Below are 18597 nucleotides of genomic sequence, written 5' to 3' on the forward strand. Positions count from 1 at the left end.
GCGGCGGCATGCCCGCAAGGTAGGGTAAATGAACGCTGACCCAACGTATGGCGAATCCATGAACAAGAGCCGGATGCCGATGATGAATTTTATAAGTTCCAGGTCCATAGACCAGGCCGCTGAACGGTTAAGCGGCGCGGTGATTCGGACTCCGACCGTGTTTTGTCCGGTATTGACGGATAAGCTGCAACGAGCCGTTTATCTTAAGCTCGAAAACTTGCAAATCGGCGGGTCGTTCAAGGCTCGCGGCGTGCTCAATCTGTTTTCGGCGTTGGGAAAAGATATGCACGGGGCTAAATTCGTCGCAGTCAGTGGCGGAAATTTCGGCATCGCAATCGGGGAGGCCGCGAGAACTTTCGGGGCCGATGTCACGGTCGTCATGCCGCAGAGCGCGCCGTCGTCGTCAGTTAAAAGGATCCGCGATACCGGCAGCGTGGTGATGGTAGAAAGCGATGTCAATTCTGCATTTGCCCGCGCCAGGGCGCTTGAAGAAAAAGGATATCGGGTGATAGACGACTGTCGCGACACGCTCATAGCGGAAGGACACGGAACGCTTGGGCTTGAGTTTATTGCCGATTGTCCTTCATTGACCGATGTGATTGTTGCCGTTGGCGGCGGAGCCATGCTGGCCGGCGTGGCTACTGCACTGAAATCCATCAAACCCGAGATTAGGGTCTGGGGGGTGGAAACCGCCGGCGCCAGCTCCATGTATCAGGCTATGCAAGCCGGAAAGCCGACTAAAGTCGATATCAGTTCCATCATTTCAACGCTTGGCGTGCCGGTCATCGATGAACGGATGCTTGCCCACGCGCAGCGTTATGTTGAAGAAATCGTGGTGGTTTCTGATAACGATGCCATTGACGGTATGATTTCTTTCGGCGAAACGGCCAGGTTGTGGGTTGAGCTTGCCTCCGGGGCGCTTTTGCCGGCCGCAGCCGTCATCTCGACGAAAATTGCCGAGAACGCGGTCATCGGGCTTGTCGTTTGCGGGGGAAATATTTCATATCAGGAAATGAATAAATGGGTTTCCTTCAGGCAAAGCGCCTGATTTCGAACGACATCATCATTATTCCATCAGTCCGCCGCCGTATCGCACGCGGCGGAGAACATCCCCACCTTAAAAGATAAAGCCCGAAAGTCTGCTATCGCCTGAAACCGCGGTGGCGGCCGTTACGCGTTCTTGTCTGCTTTAGCGATCGCGCTATCCGCAGCCTGTTCCGGCCGGTCGTCGGGTAACGGCCAATGCGCGATCAAGGTTAGCAGGCCCGGAAAACGTTCTTCGATATCTTCCCGGCGCAACCGGCTGCGTCGTTCTAATCCGTATTGGCGCTGGCGGATCAAACCCGCTTCGCGCAGCGTTTTGAAATGATGGGTCAACGTCGATTTCGGGCGATTGAAGCCGAACCAGCCGCAGGGATGGTCGTAGGCTTCCGACTCCAGCATCAGTTTACGGATGATGGTCAGACGTAACGGATCGGCCAGTGCGGCAAAGAGCGTTTCCAGCTTTAAATCCTTGGTTGCGGGCTCCGGCAACGGCGGCGGCAGATCGGTGAGCGGGTCTTTTTTCATCAGGAAGCGATAGGGTTGTTGAATAACTAAAGTCCATTATAGCACTTGTACGTATTTTTTCGAACATGCTATAGTTCGAAAAAACTCGTACAGGATAAGGCTATGACTTTTTCTGCTAATTCAGTCTTCATTAACCAGCGCGATCTGACCCCTTTGGCGGTGAATGCTGCCGGGGAAAAAGCGTTGTCTGCCGTCAGGGCGCCTGATCCCGCTCCCTTGCATTTGGGCCATGTCTTACCACGACAAGGAGAGGAACAATGACGGGACGTAGCTCGCCGGCGCTGATGGCGAGCGCCGCATGGGTGGTCACGGCGGTATTTATCTTGTCGAACTCGCCTACGCCGCTTTATGTGTACTGGCAGCAATCGCTCAATTTTTCCACCGGCACGCTGGCGGTGATATTCGCTTGTTACATCGCCGGTCTGCTTGGCACCTTGCTGATCGCCGGGCAGCTATCCGATCGCTACGGGCGAAAAATGATGTTGTACCCCGGTTTGCTGGCTGCGCTGCTGGCCTGCGCGCTATTCTCCGTCGCCCAGTCGGTGGCGGTTTTGGCCATCGCCCGCTTGCTATCCGGCATCGCGGTCGGAACGGCGGTATCTGCGGGCATGGCGGCGGTCGGCGATCTGGGCGGCATTGAGCGCAGGCGGCAGGCCGCTTTGCTGGCGTCGGTGTCGATGGTGCTGGGCGCGGGCCTGGGGCCGCTGCTGGCCGGAGCGATAGCGCAATGGGTAACGTCGCCCGTCATGCCGGTTTTCGGCGTGGAGTTCGCCATTCTGCTCAGTGCGCTAATCATCCTGTTTTTCCTGCCGCTGCGCGCCGCAAAGCGGCAGGAGAGAAAGCCTCTGCGGCTGCGCCTGCCGACGGTTCCCTCAGACAATCGCCGCCACCTGCTTTACGGCATCGGCACCTTCGGGCCGGGCATTACCGCGACATCCTTTATGCTGGCGCTGGGGCCGTCGTTGTTATCCCGCTTGCTGGATGTCAGCAGCCCGATGGTCGCGGGCGGCATGGCCTGCGCCATGTTCCTCTCGGCGACCGGGGTACAGTTTATGGTGCGTCAATGGAAAGTGCGGTCGATTTTTCTCGCCAGCACGCTGGCGACGATAGCCTGCATGGCGAGCCTGACCCTCGCCGTGCAGGCTTCGCTTGCCGGCGTGCTAATTCTGGCCGCGCTGTTCGCCGGCGTCGGGCAGGGATTGGGGCAGTTGGGCGGGCTAACGTTAATCGGACTGTACGTTGCCGATGGGCGTCGCGCTGAAGCGAATGCGGTGCTGAATATCGGCGGCTACCTGCCGGCTTGTCTGTTGCCCGTCGCCGCCGGCTACGCCATCGACCTGTTGGGATTAACCAACGGCGCGGCGCTGTTTGCGCTGATTCTGAGTCTGGCCGCGGCGGTCGGCGGTTTCTTTATCTTTACCCGTCTTAGAGACGAACCGCAGCCGGCGAACAGTAGCGATGATCCATCCTGATAAAGAACAGCGCGCAATGCGACCGGGGGACGCGGCTTCGTCCGCCTCGCCGTTGCGTGTGGTGAAATAAGACCGGCGAAATTCGACCGCAACCGGCCCAAGAGGAAACAGATTGAGGTAGCATGTTTCTCTATGAGGGCTGCGCGGCAGATCCCGCGCAGCCGGTCCCATTGACCGAATGCTACACAGGAGCTATCTCATGACCACCAACAGCGCTAAACGCGATTACCCGGTTAGCCGGGTGCGCCGTTATCTCGAACCGGGGCCGATCGTACTGGTTTCATCGCAATGGCAAGGGAAAAACAACATTATGACGCTGGGCTGGCATACCATTCTGGAATTCTCGCCCTCGCTGGTCGGGCTGATGATCTCCGGCGGCAACCACAGTTTCGAGATGATTCGCCGTAGCCGCGAGTGCGTGATCAACCTGCCGACCACGGCGCTGACCGATACGGTGGTAGGCATCGGCAACACCTCCGGCGCCGATATCGACAAGTTCGCCGAATTCAATCTTACGGCGCAGGCAGCGCAGGAGGTTGCCGCGCCGCTGATCGCGCAATGCCATGCGAACTTCGAATGCCGCCTGTATGACGATGCCCTGGTTGAACGCTACAACTTTTTTATTTTCGAGGTGGTGAAGGCGCATGTCGCGACGTCGCCGAAACACCCGGAAACCTTGCACTACACCGGAGAGGGGATATTTATGGTGGCGGGAAAAACCATCAGTCGACGTTCCTTGTTCAAACCCGAGATGCTTATCTGATACCCGGTGCGTATCTCGCTGGCGTTCAGGGCGCGGAGCCGCTCATCGCCAGCGCATTATTTTCGGCGCGCGGCTGAATTCGCGCGTCATTGCCCCGTTTTTCCCGGAGCGCATTATGGATTCATTAACCCAAATTGTTCTCGGCGGCAGCGTTAGCGCGCTGGTCGCCCCCGCAACGCATCGTCGTCCGGCGTTGCTGGTCGGCGGCGTTCTCGGCACCTTGCCCGATCTGGATGTGTTCTGGTTCATGCTGGCGAAAAGCGATGCCGTCACCGAAGTGACCTGGCACCGCGGTCCGTCGCATTCGCTTTTGCTGCTGGCGGTGCTGGGTGGGTTGTTGTGGCTGGCGTTGCGGCCGCGCAGCCGGCTGATCCGCGCAGCGCCGACGCGCTGGTTGTGGGCTATCTTGCTGGCTTTGCTGACGCACCCGCTGTTGGATGCTTTCACCGTCTACGGCACGCAGCTGCTGTGGCCTTTGCCGACCCCGCCGATCATGTGGGCGACGATCTTTATCATCGATCCGTTATATACGCTGCCGTTGCTGGCCGGCGTGATTGCCGCCTGGCGGCTGGCGCCGGGAGAGGCGTCGTCACAGACGAGCGGCGGGCGTCGCTGGCTGGCCGCCGGACTGATTATCAGCTCGGTTTATCTGGCCTGGAGCGTCGCCGCCAAGGTTTGGGTCGATCGCGCCGCCTCGCAAAGTCTGAGCGGCAGCGGATTGCAGCAGGCGCCGCGCTTTTCCACGCCGCTGCCGTTCAATACGCTGCTCTGGCGCGTGGTGGTGATGGCGCCGGATGGATACTGGATCGGCGATCGCTCGTTGATCGCCGATCGCGGGCCGATGCGCTTTACTTTTTATCCCAGCGACAACCAGATTCTGGCGCAATTGGCGCCGACGCCGCAGCTACAGCGCCTGATGTGGTTTACTCACGGCTTTTTCAGCCTGCGGCCGCAGCGGGGCGACGACGGCGAAACGCGGCTGATCCTTGCCGATTTGCGGCTGGGGTTCGAACCTGACTACTTTTTTCGCTACGACGTCGCCGGCGTGGATGCGCAGGGGCGTTGGGCGGTCGCGCCGGAGATCGTCCGCGTTCCGATATCCGCCGACGATCGGGCGGCGGGGCTGGAATGGGTATGGCGGCGTATTTTTGACAGTGAGGCGCGGCGGAGCACGGTCAGCGATGAGCGGCCTAAACCTTAGGCCGCTTTCAAACGCATCCGCCCCGTGAGGGGCGAGCGCCGGTCGGGAGCGCTTCAGCGCGACAGCCAAGCCGGAGAAATAGCGTTTGGCCGGTTTTTCGATGCGCCGTCTTGATGGTTTTTTTCAGCGCCGCAGCTGCTGTTCGAGCCGGCCAATCGCCTCGACGCGTTTCTGATGGCGTCCGCCTTCAAACTCCGCATTGAGCCAGCTATCGACAATCATTTTCGCCAGTTCCAGCCCCACCACACGCGATCCGAACGCCAGAATATTGGTGTTGTTGTGCTGGCGGGAAAGCTGCGCGGAATAGGGTTCGCTGCATACTACGGCGCGGATGCCGGGAAATTTATTGGCGGTAATGGAAATCCCCACGCCGGTGCCGCAGATAAGAATACCGCCGTCAGCCTCTCCGTTCACCACCGCTTCTGCCACCGCGCCGGCAAAGTGCGGGTAGTCGGCGCGCTCCTGCGACCAGGCGCCTTTATCCACGACCTCGATGCCCAGTGACCGCAGATGCGCCAGAATATCCTCTTTGAGGATAAACCCGACATGGTCACAGCCAAATGCGATCCGCTTCATACGCTATTCCCCCTGTTTGAGAAAACTTCACAGTTAATATTTATTTGTGACTTTTGATCGGTTTTATGCGCAAAAAAGACCCGAACCTACCGGGTTCAGCGCCTGTTCTACACATACTGATGCGACAAATCAATATGGATATATGCACAAAATAGCGTGACATGGTTCTGCGTTGATGCGCGGTTTTTGTTTAATGCGTTGTTTTTGTTTGGCTATTTTGTTTTATGGAAATGAGGGTGAGAGTAAAACTTCATGAATATAAAAACTTTATAAATTTAATATTTTTGTGAAGTTGCTGGCATATTTCTCGCTGACGATGTGATGATATAGTGTCGTCTTCTATTTAAAGGACGCGAGCGCACAATGAGTCAGTCAGAGTTTGATCAGGGACTCCCTAACGGAATCGGTATTGCGCCCTATCTGCGTATGAAGCAGGAAGGGATGACGGAAAACGAAAGCCGGATTGTGGAGTGGCTGTTAACGCCAGGCAATTTGAGTGAGGCGCCGGCGATTAAAGATGTTGCCGAGGCGCTGGCGGTGTCCGAGGCGATGATCGTCAAGGTATCGAAGCGTCTGGGTTTCAGCGGGTTTCGCAACCTGCGCAGCGCCCTGGTGCATTACTTCTCGCAGTCTGAACAGGTGTTGCCCGCGGAGCTCTCTTTCGATGAAGCGCCGCAGGATGTGGTGAACAAGGTGTTTAATATTACCTTACGCACCATCATGGAAGGCCAGTCGATTGTTAATGTTGATGAAATTCATCGCGCCGCGCGTTACTTTTTTGGCGCCAACCAGCGCGATTTGTACGGCGTCGGCGGTTCCAACACCATTTGCGCCGATATTCACCACAAACTATTGCGTATCGGCGTGCGCTGCCATGCCTATCAGGATGCGCATATCATGATGATGTCCGCCGCCTTGCTGAAAGAAGGCGATGTGGTGCTGGTGGTGTCGCACTCCGGGCGCACCAGTGATTTAAAAGCGGCCGTCGAACTGGCGAAGAAAAATGGGGCAAAAATAATTTGTATTACTCATAGCTACCATTCGCCGATTGCCAAACTGGCGGATTTTATTATTTGCTCGCCAGCACCAGAGACCCCTTTATTGGGACGAAACGCTTCAGCCAGAATATTACAATTAACGTTATTAGATGCTTTCTTTGTTTCCGTTGCCCAACAGAATATTGAACAGGCGACATTAAATATGGAAAAGACCGGCGCTATTGTCGATTTTTTCCGGCGTGACCGATGAAGTGACAATATAAAGACGTATTCCACACCAGTGGAATACGTCTCTGTACTCCCTACAAAGAGAATACTGCCATGAATAAATATCTGAAAATATTCAGCGGCGCGGCCGTGGGATTAATGCTGTCAACCAGCGCCTTCGCTGCCGCCGAATATGCCGTAGTCTTAAAAACTTTATCCAATCCGTTTTGGGTAGATATGAAAAAAGGAATTGAAGACGAAGCGAAAAAACAGGGGGTGAGCGTCGATATTTTCGCCTCTCCGTCTGAAGGCGATTTTCAGTCGCAATTGCAACTCTTTGAAGACCTGAGCAATAAAAATTACAAAGGCATCGCCTTTGCCCCCTTATCTTCCGTCAACCTGGTGATGCCGGTGGCGCGAGCGTGGAAAAAGGGAATTTACCTGGTTAACCTCGACGAAAAAATCGATATGGATAACTTGAAAAAAGCGGGGGGCAACGTTGAAGCCTTTGTTACCACCGATAACGTCGCGGTCGGGGCGAAAGGCGCCGAATTTATCATTGAACAACTGGGCGCCGCAGGCGGCGAAGTGGCGATTATTGAAGGAAAAGCGGGCAACGCTTCCGGCGAGGCTCGCCGCAACGGGGCGACCGGCGCTTTCAAAAAAGCGACGCAAATCAAACTGGTCGCCAGTCAGCCTGCCGACTGGGATCGGATTAAAGCGCTGGACGTGGCCACCAACGTGTTGCAGCGCAACCCGGATCTGAAAGCGTTTTACTGTGCGAACGACACGATGGCGATGGGCGTTTCCCAGGCGGTGGCGAATGCCGGTAAAACCGGCAAAGTGCTGGTGGTGGGAACCGATGGTATTCCGGAAGCGCGCAAAATGGTGGACGGCGGGCAGATGACCGCCACCGTCGCGCAAAACCCGGCGGATATCGGCGCCACGGGATTGAAATTGCTGATCGATGCGGCGAACACCGGCAAGGTCATTCCGCTGGAAAAAGCGCCGGCGTTTAAGCTGGTCGATTCGCTTCTGGTGACGAAGTAATTTTCCTCTCACTCCGATCCTCTCTTCAGGGAGAGGGTCTCCTCCCGTAAGCAGGGAGGCGATAATTATGAGGTTTACTATGGTCACGCCATATATTTCGATGGCGGGGATCGGCAAATCCTTTGGCCCGGTTCACGCATTAAAATCGGTTGATTTAACGGTTTATACTCATGAAATACATGCGTTATTAGGGGAGAACGGCGCCGGTAAATCAACTTTGATGAAAGTATTATCGGGGATCCACGACCCGACCAAAGGCACCATTACCATCAATAATGTGAATTACGACAAACTTGATCATAAACTCGCGGCGCAACTCGGTATCGGCATTATTTATCAGGAACTCAGCGTTATTGATGAATTAACCGTGCTGGAGAATTTATATATCGGCCGCCATCTGACTAAAAAGATTTGCGGCGTCAATATTATCGACTGGAAAGAGATGCGCCTGCGCGCCGCGATGATGTTATTGCGCGTGGGTTTAAAAGTCGACCTTGATGCGAAGGTGGCGAATTTATCCATTAGCCATAAGCAGATGCTGGAAATCGCCAAGACATTAATGCTCGATGCCAAAGTCATTATTATGGATGAGCCCACCTCTTCATTAACGAATAAAGAAGTGGATTATCTTTTTTTGATCATGAATCAGTTGCGTAAAGAAGGCACCGCGATTGTTTATATCTCGCATAAATTGGCGGAAATTCGCCGGATTTGCGATCGCTATACGGTCATGAAGGACGGCAGCAGCGTGTGCAGCGGCATGGTTCGCGACGTGACGAACGACGACATCGTGCGTTTGATGGTGGGGCGTGAGCTGCAAAATCGCTTCAATGCGATGAAAGAGAGCGCCGGCAACGTCGAACGCGATACGGTATTCGACGTGAAAAACGTCACCAGTCGCGACAAAAAGAGGGTGCGCGACATCTCTTTCAGCGTCAATCGCGGTGAAATCTTCGGCTTTGCCGGACTGGTCGGCTCCGGGCGTACCGAACTGATGAACTGCCTGTTCGGGGTGGAGAAACGCAGCGCCGGTGAAATCAGATTAAATGGCAAGGTCATTTCCCCGCGCTCACCGCTGGACGCGCTTAAAAAAGGCATGGCGTACATCACCGAAAGCCGCCGTGACAACGGCTTTTTCCCCAACTTTTCCATTGCGCAAAATATTGCGATCAGCAACAGCCTGAAACGAGGCGGCTTTAAGGGCGCGATGGGCCTGTTCAATGAGGAGGAAGAACGCAAAATCGCTGAAGCGCAACGGGATCTGCTGGCGTTGAAGTGCCACTCTGTTGAGCAAAATATTGGCGAGCTATCCGGCGGAAACCAACAAAAAGTCCTGATTTCCAAATGGTTATGTTGTGAACCCGAAGTGATTATTTTCGATGAACCGACCCGCGGCATTGACGTCGGCGCGAAGGCTGAAATCTACAAGGTGATGCGTCGGCTGGCTGACGAAGGCAAGGTCATCCTGATGGTTTCATCCGAACTTCCTGAAATTATCGCCGTCTGCGATCGCATCGCCGTGTTCTGCGAGGGGCGTCTGACAAACATCCTGCGCAACCGCGACGACCTGAGCGAAGAGGAGATCATGGCATGGGCATTACCTCAAGAGTGAAAAGCGACATGAGCGAGAAAAAACCGTTTAACTTCGCGCTGTTCTGGGATAAGTACGGCACCTTTTTTATCCTGGCGATCATCGTCGCCATCTTCGGCAGCCTGTCGCCGGAATACTTTCTGACCACCAATAACATCACGCAGATCTTCGTGCAAAGTTCGGTCACCGTATTGATCGGCATGGGGGAGTTTTTCGCCATCCTGGTGGCGGGGATCGACCTGTCGGTCGGCGCTATTCTGGCGCTCTCCGGCATGGTGACCGCCAAACTGATGCTGGCGGGCGTCGATCCGTTTCTCGCCGCGCTGATTGGCGGCGTGCTGGTCGGCGGCGCGCTCGGCGCGATTAACGGCTGTCTGGTGAACTGGACCGGGTTGCATCCGTTTATTATTACGCTCGGCACCAACGCCATTTTCCGCGGCGTCACGCTGGTGATTTCCGATGCCAACTCGGTGTACGGCTTCTCGTTTGATTTTGTGAACTTTTTTGCCGCCAGCGTTATCGGCATCCCGGTGCCGGTTATTTTCTCTTTGTTGGTGGCGGTGATCCTGTGGTTTGTCACCACGCGGATGCGCCTGGGCCGCAATATTTACGCGCTGGGCGGTAACAAAAATTCGGCTTTTTACTCCGGCATTGATGTGAAATTCCACATTCTGGTGGTGTTTATCATCTCCGGTATCTGCGCCGGTCTCGCCGGCGTGGTTTCAACCGCGCGTTTGGGCGCGGCGGAGCCGCTGGCAGGGATGGGCTTTGAAACCTATGCCATCGCCAGCGCCATTATCGGCGGCACCAGTTTCTTCGGCGGCAAGGGCCGCATCTTCTCAGTGGTTATCGGCGGACTGATTATCGGCACCATCAATAACGGGCTGAATATCCTGCAAGTACAGACGTATTACCAATTGGTGGTGATGGGCGGGCTGATTATTGCCGCTGTCGCCCTCGACAGGCTTATCAGTAAGTAAGGAATTCACGATGAAAATATCCCCCTCTTTGATGTGTATGGATCTGCTGAAATTTAAAGAACAGATCGAGTTTATTGATAGCCATGCGGACTATTTTCATATCGATATTATGGATGGTCACTTTGTCCCCAACCTGACGCTTTCGCCATTCTTTGTCAGCCAGGTGAAAAAACTGGCAAGCCTGCCGCTGGATTGCCATCTGATGGTCACTCGTCCGCAGGATTACATAGGTCAACTGGCGCGGGCGGGGGCGGACTTCATCACCTTGCATCCGGAAACGATCAACGGCCAGGCGTTTCGCCTGATCGATGAGATCCGCCGCCACGGCATGAAAGTCGGGCTGATCCTCAATCCGGAAACGCCGGTTGAGGCGATGAAATACTATATTCATAAAGCGGACAAAATTACCGTCATGACCGTCGATCCGGGCTTTGCCGGGCAGCCGTTTATCCCGGAAATGCTGGAAAAAATCACCGAGCTGAAAGCCTGGCGCGAACGCGAAGGGCTTAGCTACGAAATTGAAATCGATGGTTCCTGCAACCAGGCCACCTATCAGAAACTCATCGCGGCCGGGGCGGATGTCTTTATCGTCGGCACCTCCGGTTTGTTCAACCATGCGGACAATATCGATGAAGCCTGGTCTTTAATGGCAGAGCAGATCCTGGCGGCGAAAAAAGAGGTACAGCCTCATGCAAGAACGGCATAACGTCGTGGCGGGCGTGGATATGGGGGCGACGCATATCCGTTTTTGTCTGCAATCGATAAGCGGAGACGTGTTGCACTGTGAGAAACGCCGCACGGCTGAGGTGATTGCCGACGGCGTGGTCGCCGGTATTCATACGTTGTTGCAGCAACAGCTTGACCGATTTGACGCCCGTTGCCACGGGCTGGTGATGGGGTTCCCGGCGCTGGTCGGCAAAGACAAACGCACCATCATTTCCACCCCCAACTTACCGCTGGCGGCGGATTCACTCAGCGCGCTTGCCGATGAACTGGAAAGCGCGCTGGGCTGCGCGGTGGAATTTTCCCGCGATGTGAATCTGCAACTCTCGTTCGACGTCCGGGAGAACGGTCTTAAAGACCAACTGGTGCTGGCGGCCTATCTTGGCACCGGCATGGGCTTTGCTATCTGGCTGAACGGCGCGCCGTGGATCGGGGCGCACGGCGTTGCAGGCGAACTCGGCCACATTCCGCAGGGCGACATGCGGCTACGCTGCGGCTGCGGCAATGTCGGATGCCTAGAAACGGTCTGCTCCGGTATCGCGCTCAGGCGCTGGTATGAGCAGCAGAGTCGTCATTATGCGCTCGGCGAACTGTTTATTCATGCCCGTCATGAACCCTTTGTGCAAGAACTGTTGCAGCATGCGGCGCGGGCCATCGCCACCAGTATTAACCTGTTCGATCCGGAGGCGGTGATCCTCGGCGGCGGGGTGATGGATATGCCGGCGTTCCCGCGAGACGCGCTGATTGCGCGGATTGACTCGCACCTGCGCCGCCCGCTGCCGCACGCGGCGGTGCGTTTTCTGGCGGCCTCATCGTCCGCCTATAACGGCGCGCAGGGCGCGGCGGCGCTGGCGCTTGCCCGCTTTACGTAGCGTTTTCTTCCGCTGGCGGCCTCGGGATCAGGAGATGCCCGCCTATTCCCCCGGAAAGGCCTTCAGCTCTGCCGGACGCCGCCTCGGCAGGCGGCTGTGAATATCACTCTACCCGTACATCAAAGCCGGGGAAGTACTGTTTGGCCAGCTTCTCGACGGTGCCGTCTTCTTTCACCTGTTTGATGGCCTTATCCAGCGCCTCTTTCAGCTCGGCGTCGCCTTTGCGCAGACCGAAACCGATGCCGCTGCCGAGAATGGTGGCGTCGTCGACCGGTTGGCCGATAAAGGCGAAGCCTTTGCCCTCAGGCCGGTCGAGAAAACCGGTTTGACCGGCCGCCGCCATCACCAGCGTACCGTCCAGACGGCCGGCCGCCAGATCGTCATAGGCCAGATTCTGATCTTTGTAAGAGGTCACGGTGACGCCCTGTTTCGCCCAGTGCGTTTGCGCATAGATTTCCTGAATGGAACCCTGAAGCACGCCGATGGTTTTGCCTTTCAGCGCCGCTGCCGTCGGCGCCAGTCCGGCCTCCGGTTTGCCCAGCAACTGGGTTGGGATGCGGTAAATCGGGGTGGTGAAATCAATGGCTTCTTTGCGCTTTTCGGTGATGTTCATCGCCGAGTTGATGGCGTCGAATTTTTTCGCTTTCAGCGCCGGAATCAGCGAGTCAAATGAGGTTTCGACCCAGGAGCATTTGAAGTTGCCGGCTTTACAGATGGCATGGCCCAGATCGATATCGAATCCTTCCAACTGGCCCTGCGCATTTTTACTTTCAAACGGCGGGTATTCGGCTTCCACCCCGAAACGCAGTTCGGTCTGCGCCATGGCAAAGGAGGAAGAGAGTAAACCGAGCGATACCATCAGCATGTTTAATTTTTTCATATCGGGAACGATCTCCGCTAATTCGATGAGTTGTGATTAAAAATAGTGTCCCACAGCGTAAACACACCGCGTTAACGCCTGTTGCCCGCCGCTTGGCACAGCGCTTTCGCCCCTGCCAGCAATGTCGCATCATCCTTGGAAAAAGAAAGACGAATCAGTTTGTTGTCGGTGCCGTCGGTATAAAACGCCGACAGCGGAATGGTCGCGACGCCCTGTTCCACGATCAACCGTTTCACCATTTCGCTGTCGCTTTCGTCGCTGAAATGGCGGTAATCGGCCAGAATAAAGAAAGAGCCGGCGGAAGGCAGCAGTTTAAACGGGCCGTCGCGCAGCGCATCGACCAGCAGATCGCGCTTGTGCTGATAGAAGGCGCCGAGCGACAGGTAGGTCGCCGGGTCGGCCATATATTCCGCAAAGGCGTACTGCATCGGCGTATCGGCGGAGAACATCAGGAACTGATGCACCTTGAGGATTTCATTCATCAGCGCTGCGGGGGCCAGACAGTAACCCACGCGCCAGCCGGTCACGTGAAAGGTTTTGCCGAATGACGAGACAATCACGCTGCGCGCCGCCAGCGTTTGCCGTGTCGCCATGCTGTGGTGGCGCTGATTATCAAACACCACGTGCTCATACACTTCATCGGACAGGATCACAATGTCGGTGTTGCGCGTCAGGCGGTCCAACTGCGCCAGATCGTCGGCGCTCAGCACCTGTCCGCTCGGGTTGTGCGGCGTGTTGATGATGATCATCCGGGTACGGGCGTTGATGGCGGCCTGTACCTCATCCCAGTCGATGCTGAAGGCCGGAACGGACAGCTTTAGCGCCACCGGTTTGGCGCCCTGTAGCCGGACAATCGGCGCATAGCTGTCAAATGCGGGTTCGAAATAGATGACTTCATCGCCCGGATGCACCAGCGCGGAAATGGCGGCATAGAGCGCTTCGCTGGCGCTGGCGGTGATGGTGACCTCCTGGCCGGCGTCGTAGCGCTGGCCGTACAGGCGGTTGACCTTCTCCGCGACCACCTCTTTGAGCGATACCAGTCCGGTCATCGCGGCGTATTGATTATGGCCCTGTTCCATGGCGCGGGTCACCCCGGCGATAAGTTCGGGCGCGCAGGGAAAGCTGGGGGCGCCCTGCGACAGGTTGATGGCGTTGTGCTGATTGGCGAGCTGACTGATAACGGTGAAAATGGTGGTACCCACATCCGGTAATTTTGAGCTGAATTGAACCGGGGTTTGAATCGGCATATCTATCTCCGTTTTCGCCATAATAAGTGAATAATTATTCATTTATTAGACGTTGCGGCGGCTGGCGGCACAATCGAATTGTTGTCATAATAGCCATGAGTAAAATTCATGGCTGAGGGCGTTATTTCCCGCTATTGTGGCATAAACCTCAGCGGAAATGGCGGGGTAGCCGCTGATTGCCAGCAATCCGCATCCGCGTTTTTCCTGGCGGCCGATAACATATTTATGTAGTCGATTTTCTTATGGCTCGTTGCTTGAGGGCAGGTTCCGATAATGAATAAACGTATTCCCCCTTTGAATGCCCTGCACGCCTTTGTGGTGACGGCCCGCCACCTCAATTTTACCCGCGCCGCGGAGGAGCTGTTCGTTACTCAGGGCGCGGTCAGCCGCCAGATCGCCTCGCTGGAAGCCTGGCTGGGCGTGATGCTGTTTCAACGCCACGCGCGCGGTCTGCGGCTGACGCCGGAGGGCAGTCGGCTGCTGCCGGAAATTAGCGAGATATTCGAGCAACTTTTCAATGTGACGGGCAAAGTGCGCGAGCGCGGCGCCATTCGGATGAAAGCGCCCACCTGCGCCATGCGCTGGCTGCTGCCGCATCTGATGAGAATGGAGCAGGCGCGGCCGGATATTCACGTATCGCTCACCACCACCACTGAACATGACGTCGATTTTCGCGCGGAAGACTATGATGCGGCGGTGGTGTTCGCGCCGGACGGCGCGGCGCGGGGGCATGGCGTCAAGCTGTTTGACGAGGTGCTGTCGCCGGTGGCGGCGCCGCATCTGCTGCCGGCCGGACATGACAGGCTGACGGCGCAGCAACTGACGACGTTCACGCTGTTGCATCCCACGCAGGACCGGCGTGACTGGAAACTGTGGCTGAAAGCCCAGGGTATGGATGAGCGGGTTATGCGCCGCAATCAGCAGTTCGATACCATGGATCTGGCCATCAGCGCCGCGATCCAGGGCTTCGGGGTGGCGATGGCGGATATCACGCTGGTGGTGGAAGATATCCGGCGACAGCGCCTGGTCAGGCCTTGCGATGACGAGGTAAACACCGGCGCCGCTTATTATCTGGTGCATCGCCCTGATGTGCAGGCGCAATGGCTGACCGATTTTCTCGCCTGTTTTACGCACTGTATTGAAACAAATTGTTGAATCTTTATCGCCGGTGTTGCGCGGCAGGGGCTTTGTACTGTGAGTTTTCAACGTAAAACGGAGGATAAAATGGCGAATGCAGAGCATGTCGGCAATGTTTTTCGGCGGTTACATGAAGGCGCCGGCGCATTCATTATCCCCAATCCGTGGGATGTCGGTACCGCCAGAATTCTGGCGGCGGTGGGGTTTCAGGCGTTGGCGACAACCAGCGCGGGAATGGCTTTCTCTCTGGGGGTAAAAGAAGGAGAGGTAAGTCGTGAGCAAGTCATCCAACATTGTCGTTCGCTGGTCGAGGCAACGACGCTGCCGGTTTCAGCCGATCTGGAAAAAGGGTTTGGCGACAGTCCCGAAAGCGCGGCGGAAACGATCCAGGTTGCCGCCGGCATCGGCCTTGCCGGATGTTCGCTGGAAGATCATACGGGAGAGGCGCAACATCCCATCTATGACTTCCAGCTTGCGGTGGAACGCATTGATGCCGCGGCGGAAGCCTGTAGAAAATTGCCCCACGATTTTATACTGACGGCGCGCTGTGAAAATTATCTCTGGGGCAAGCCTGACCTGGACGATACCATCCGTCGGTTGCAGGCTTTTGAAAGCGCGGGGGCGGATGTGCTTTTTGCTCCCGGATTACGCGATTTGGATACCATCCGCACCGTCTGTCAGTCACTGACGAAACCGGTTAACGTAATAGCCGGTATTCAGGGAACGACCTTTAGCGTCGATCGGTTAGCGCATGCGGGCGTCAAGCGTATCAGCGTCGGATCGGCGTTATCCCGACTGGCTCTGGGCGCGTTTATCCGGGCGGCGGAGGAAATGAACAAATCGGGTTCTTTCTTATCGCTGGATGATGCAATGGGCTTTGCCGATGTTGAACGTTATTTCACCTCCGCCAGCCGTTAATCCGTTCGCGCTATGGGATTTGGGGTGGGTTAATCGGTATCGTTGATGCCCCAGTTAAAGAACTTGTCATTCCCGATCACCGCGCGTCGATCCTGACCCGTTCCACCAGAAAGTCCAGCAAGGCGCGCACCCGTAGCGGCAGGTAGCCGCCCTGACCGACGAATACCGCATGCATCTCTTCGTTATCGCCCGGATTGAGATCTTCGAGCACCGGCCGTAAGCGGCCGGCGGCAATATCGTCGCGCACCTGGAAGGCCGCCAGACGGGCCAGCCCGACGCCGGCGAGCGCCAGGCGGCGCAGCGCTTCGCCGTCGCTGGCTTGCACGTTGCCGGTGACCGGCACCTCGATATCTTCGCCGGCGTAGCGCAGCGGCCAGCCGCGCTGGACGCGCGCGTAGTTGGCGCCCAGTCGGTTATGCCGCGTCAGTTCATCCGGCGTGGACGGCGTGCCGTGGCGTTGCAGATAGTCGGGCGCGGCGACGATGGTCATGCGCGTCTGGCCGAGTTTGCGCGCCAGCAGATTAGAGCTTTTGAGCGGACCGGCGCGCACCGCCACATCGGTGCGCTGCTCCAGAATATCGATGACCTCATCGGTCGCGACGATATCCAGCGTCACGTCGGGATAACTCGCCAGAAATTCCGGCACCAGCGGCAACAGGAAATGGTGAGCAAAGGGGACGTTGGCATTCACCCTCAGCCGACCGCGCGGCGTCGCATGAGCGCTGGCGCAACGTTCCGCCTCATTCAGATCGGCCAGAATGCGCACGCCGCGCTCATAAAAGACGCAGCCCTCCGGCGTGAGCTGGAGCTGGCGCGTGGAGCGGTTCAGCAGTCGGGTGCCCAGCCGCCGCTCAAGGCGTGCGACCAGCTTGCTCACGGCGGAGGGCGTCATGCCGCAGGCGCGGGCGGCGGCGGAAAAGCCGCCCAGCTCAATGGCCTGTACAAACACCTCCAGCTCTCCGGATCGGTTGACATCTAAACGCGCCATAACGGCCTCCTTAATGACTTCAGTTCACAAATGTTTTTCCTGACGCCAGTCTAGTTCATTTATGTCGTTGAGTTCATCATTTGACAATATTTTGCTACTGAATTCACTGATATGAAAAATCTCACTCAAATCTCCGGCCCTCTGCTGCTAAGCGTCGCGCTCGCCGCCGCTCAACTCCCCGCCGCGCGCGCCGCCGAGCCGTCCTGGGTCGCGTCGTGGAGCGCCAGCCCTCAGCCGGTCTGGGAGGCGGATTTTCTGTTTCCTCTCAATACGCCGGGCGAACTGCATCAGCAAACCGTGCGTCAGATCGCGCGCGTCAGCCTGGGCGGGGAGCGGCTGCGTATCCAGCTGTCCAATGCCTATGGCCGTCAGCCGGTGACGCTGGGCAAAGCGACGCTCGCGCTGCCGGCGAAGGATGACGCGCTGGCTGCCGGCAGTCTGCGTACCCTGACGTTCGGCGGACGGGAAACGGCGACAATCCTCCCCGGCGCGTCGCTTATCAGCGATCCGGTCGCTCTGTCCGTACCGGCGCTGGGGCAGGTGGCGCTGAGCCTCTATCTGCCTGAGAAGACCCCGGTCACTACGTTTCACTGGGACGGTCGGCAGAGCGGCTGGATTGTAGCCGGCGATCGCGCGTCGGATCGGCGGTGGTCTGACGGGCAGGACGCGTTGCAGAGCACCACCACGCGGCTGCTGTGGTCGGGCGTTGAGGTTGAGACGGCCGCGCCGGCACGGGCGGTGGCGGTCATCGGCGATTCCATTACCGACGGCGCCGCCGCGTCGCTGGATAAAGACCGCCGCTGGCCGGACTTGCTGGCCGTCCGGCTGGCGCCGCATGGGGCGGCGGTGATCAACGCCGGCATCTCCGGCGGCCGTTTGCTCTCAGACGGCATGGGCGTCAATGCGCTGGCGCGGCTGGATCGCGACGTGCTGAACCAGCCGGGCGTACAGAGCGTTATCGTGATGCTGGGCATCAATGATATCGCCTGGCCGGGAACGGCGTTTGCGCCGACCAGCCCGCGGCCGACGCTGGCGGCGCTGACGGCCGGCTATCGTCAATTGATCGCCCAGGCGCACCGCCGCGGCATACGCGTTATCGGCGCCACGCTGACGCCGTTCGCCGGCGCGCTGCCCGACACGCCGTTGGACAACTACTATCACCCGGAAAAGGACGCTTTGCGCCGTCAGGTCAATGACTGGATACGCGGCAGCGGCGCGTTCGACGCGGTGATCGATTTCGACGCCGTACTGCGCGATGCGGCGCATCCCGAACGTCTTGATGGCGACGTCGATTCCGGCGATCGGCTGCATCCCGGCGATGCGGGCAACCGCGTGATGGCGGACGCCGTCGATCTCAATGCGCTGTTTGCCGATCCCACGATTTTGGCCGGGAACCATTCGGCCGCGACACAGGAGCAATAAATG

18 protein-coding genes are annotated in these 18597 nt (G+C 57.3%); 13 read left to right on the forward strand and 5 right to left on the reverse strand.

The window, feature by feature from the left end; genetic code table 11:
- The first annotated feature begins 79 nt into the window (after positions 1-79).
- Complete coding sequence (locus ABRZ28_RS14730) at positions 80-1048, forward strand: threonine ammonia-lyase (protein ID WP_330520756.1); 969 nt, start codon at positions 80-82, stop codon at positions 1046-1048.
- 122 nt (positions 1049-1170) lie between these two features.
- Here ABRZ28_RS14730 and ABRZ28_RS14735 read toward each other — a convergent pair whose 3' ends face one another.
- Positions 1171-1569 (reverse strand): ArsR/SmtB family transcription factor, encoded by a 399-nt coding sequence (locus ABRZ28_RS14735; protein WP_330520673.1) that lies wholly within the window; start codon positions 1567-1569, stop codon positions 1171-1173.
- Between the two features lie 257 nt (positions 1570-1826).
- Here ABRZ28_RS14735 and ABRZ28_RS14740 point away from each other — a divergent pair, with 257 nt between their 5' ends.
- The 3 genes from ABRZ28_RS14740 to ABRZ28_RS14750 all read left to right on the forward strand — a co-directional run bounded on the left by ABRZ28_RS14740 (position 1827) and on the right by ABRZ28_RS14750 (position 5005).
- Positions 1827-3041: an MFS transporter gene (locus ABRZ28_RS14740; protein WP_330520674.1), complete on the forward strand. Its 1215-nt coding sequence runs from the start codon at positions 1827-1829 to the stop codon at positions 3039-3041.
- Between the two features lie 199 nt (positions 3042-3240).
- On the forward strand, positions 3241-3804 hold the full coding sequence (locus ABRZ28_RS14745; RefSeq protein ID WP_330520675.1) for a flavin reductase family protein: 564 nt from the start codon (positions 3241-3243) through the stop codon (positions 3802-3804).
- Positions 3805-3919: 115 nt separating this feature from the next.
- Positions 3920-5005, forward strand: coding sequence for a metal-dependent hydrolase (locus ABRZ28_RS14750; RefSeq protein WP_330520676.1), 1086 nt, complete (start codon positions 3920-3922; stop codon positions 5003-5005).
- 123 nt (positions 5006-5128) lie between these two features.
- Here ABRZ28_RS14750 and rpiB read toward each other — a convergent pair whose 3' ends face one another.
- The gene (gene rpiB / locus ABRZ28_RS14755) at positions 5129-5581 is read right to left on the reverse strand and encodes a bifunctional allose-6-phosphate isomerase/ribose-5-phosphate isomerase RpiB (protein WP_319605316.1); all 453 of its coding nucleotides are present in this window, start codon (positions 5579-5581) and stop codon (positions 5129-5131) included.
- A 363-nt stretch (positions 5582-5944) separates the two neighbouring features.
- Here rpiB and ABRZ28_RS14760 point away from each other — a divergent pair, with 363 nt between their 5' ends.
- The 6 genes from ABRZ28_RS14760 to alsK all read left to right on the forward strand — a co-directional run bounded on the left by ABRZ28_RS14760 (position 5945) and on the right by alsK (position 12002).
- Positions 5945-6829 (forward strand): MurR/RpiR family transcriptional regulator, encoded by an 885-nt coding sequence (locus tag ABRZ28_RS14760; RefSeq protein WP_330520677.1) that lies wholly within the window; start codon positions 5945-5947, stop codon positions 6827-6829.
- Positions 6830-6900: 71 nt separating this feature from the next.
- A complete protein-coding gene (gene alsB, locus ABRZ28_RS14765) occupies positions 6901-7836 on the forward strand; it encodes a D-allose transporter substrate-binding protein (protein WP_319605318.1) in 936 nt (311 codons plus the stop codon).
- 79 nt (positions 7837-7915) lie between these two features.
- A complete protein-coding gene (gene alsA, locus ABRZ28_RS14770) occupies positions 7916-9448 on the forward strand; it encodes a D-allose ABC transporter ATP-binding protein AlsA (protein ID WP_319605363.1) in 1533 nt (510 codons plus the stop codon).
- The gene (alsC, locus tag ABRZ28_RS14775) at positions 9427-10407 is read left to right on the forward strand and encodes a D-allose ABC transporter permease (protein ID WP_319605319.1); all 981 of its coding nucleotides are present in this window, start codon (positions 9427-9429) and stop codon (positions 10405-10407) included. Before alsA ends, alsC begins: the two co-directional genes overlap by 22 nt.
- Before the next feature lie 10 nt (positions 10408-10417).
- Positions 10418-11113, forward strand: coding sequence for a D-allulose 6-phosphate 3-epimerase (gene alsE, locus ABRZ28_RS14780; protein WP_319605320.1), 696 nt, complete (start codon positions 10418-10420; stop codon positions 11111-11113).
- Entirely contained in the window at positions 11097-12002 is a 906-nt protein-coding gene (gene alsK, locus ABRZ28_RS14785; protein WP_319605321.1) for an allose kinase, read from the forward strand. Before alsE ends, alsK begins: the two co-directional genes overlap by 17 nt.
- Before the next feature lie 103 nt (positions 12003-12105).
- On the opposite strand, the gene ABRZ28_RS14790 is transcribed toward alsK, so the two are convergent.
- Positions 12106-12882, reverse strand: a complete 777-nt coding sequence (locus tag ABRZ28_RS14790) for an ABC transporter substrate-binding protein (protein WP_319605322.1) — start codon at positions 12880-12882, stop codon at positions 12106-12108.
- A gap of 71 nt (positions 12883-12953) precedes the next feature.
- A complete protein-coding gene (locus tag ABRZ28_RS14795) occupies positions 12954-14129 on the reverse strand; it encodes a methionine aminotransferase (RefSeq protein WP_330520678.1) in 1176 nt (391 codons plus the stop codon).
- 273 nt (positions 14130-14402) lie between these two features.
- On the opposite strand from ABRZ28_RS14795, the gene ABRZ28_RS14800 reads away from it, so the two are divergent.
- The gene (locus ABRZ28_RS14800; RefSeq protein ID WP_330520679.1) at positions 14403-15284 is read left to right on the forward strand and encodes a LysR substrate-binding domain-containing protein; all 882 of its coding nucleotides are present in this window, start codon (positions 14403-14405) and stop codon (positions 15282-15284) included.
- Positions 15285-15353: 69 nt separating this feature from the next.
- Positions 15354-16184 carry an isocitrate lyase/PEP mutase family protein gene (locus ABRZ28_RS14805; RefSeq protein WP_330520680.1) on the forward strand — a complete coding sequence of 277 codons (831 nt, stop codon included), beginning with the start codon at positions 15354-15356 and terminating at the stop codon, positions 16182-16184.
- A gap of 76 nt (positions 16185-16260) precedes the next feature.
- Here the strand turns inward: ABRZ28_RS14805 and ABRZ28_RS14810 are convergent, their stop codons facing one another.
- Entirely contained in the window at positions 16261-17172 is a 912-nt protein-coding gene (locus ABRZ28_RS14810) for a LysR family transcriptional regulator (RefSeq protein WP_330520681.1), read from the reverse strand.
- 111 nt (positions 17173-17283) lie between these two features.
- Between ABRZ28_RS14810 and ABRZ28_RS14815 the strand changes: the two genes are divergently transcribed.
- On the forward strand, positions 17284-18594 hold the full coding sequence (locus tag ABRZ28_RS14815; protein ID WP_330520682.1) for an SGNH/GDSL hydrolase family protein: 1311 nt from the start codon (positions 17284-17286) through the stop codon (positions 18592-18594).
- Positions 18595-18597: the final 3 nt, after the last annotated feature.

It is taken from the genome of Brenneria sp. g21c3, from assembly GCF_040240345.1.
In the GTDB taxonomy this organism is placed as follows: domain Bacteria; phylum Pseudomonadota; class Gammaproteobacteria; order Enterobacterales; family Enterobacteriaceae; genus Brenneria.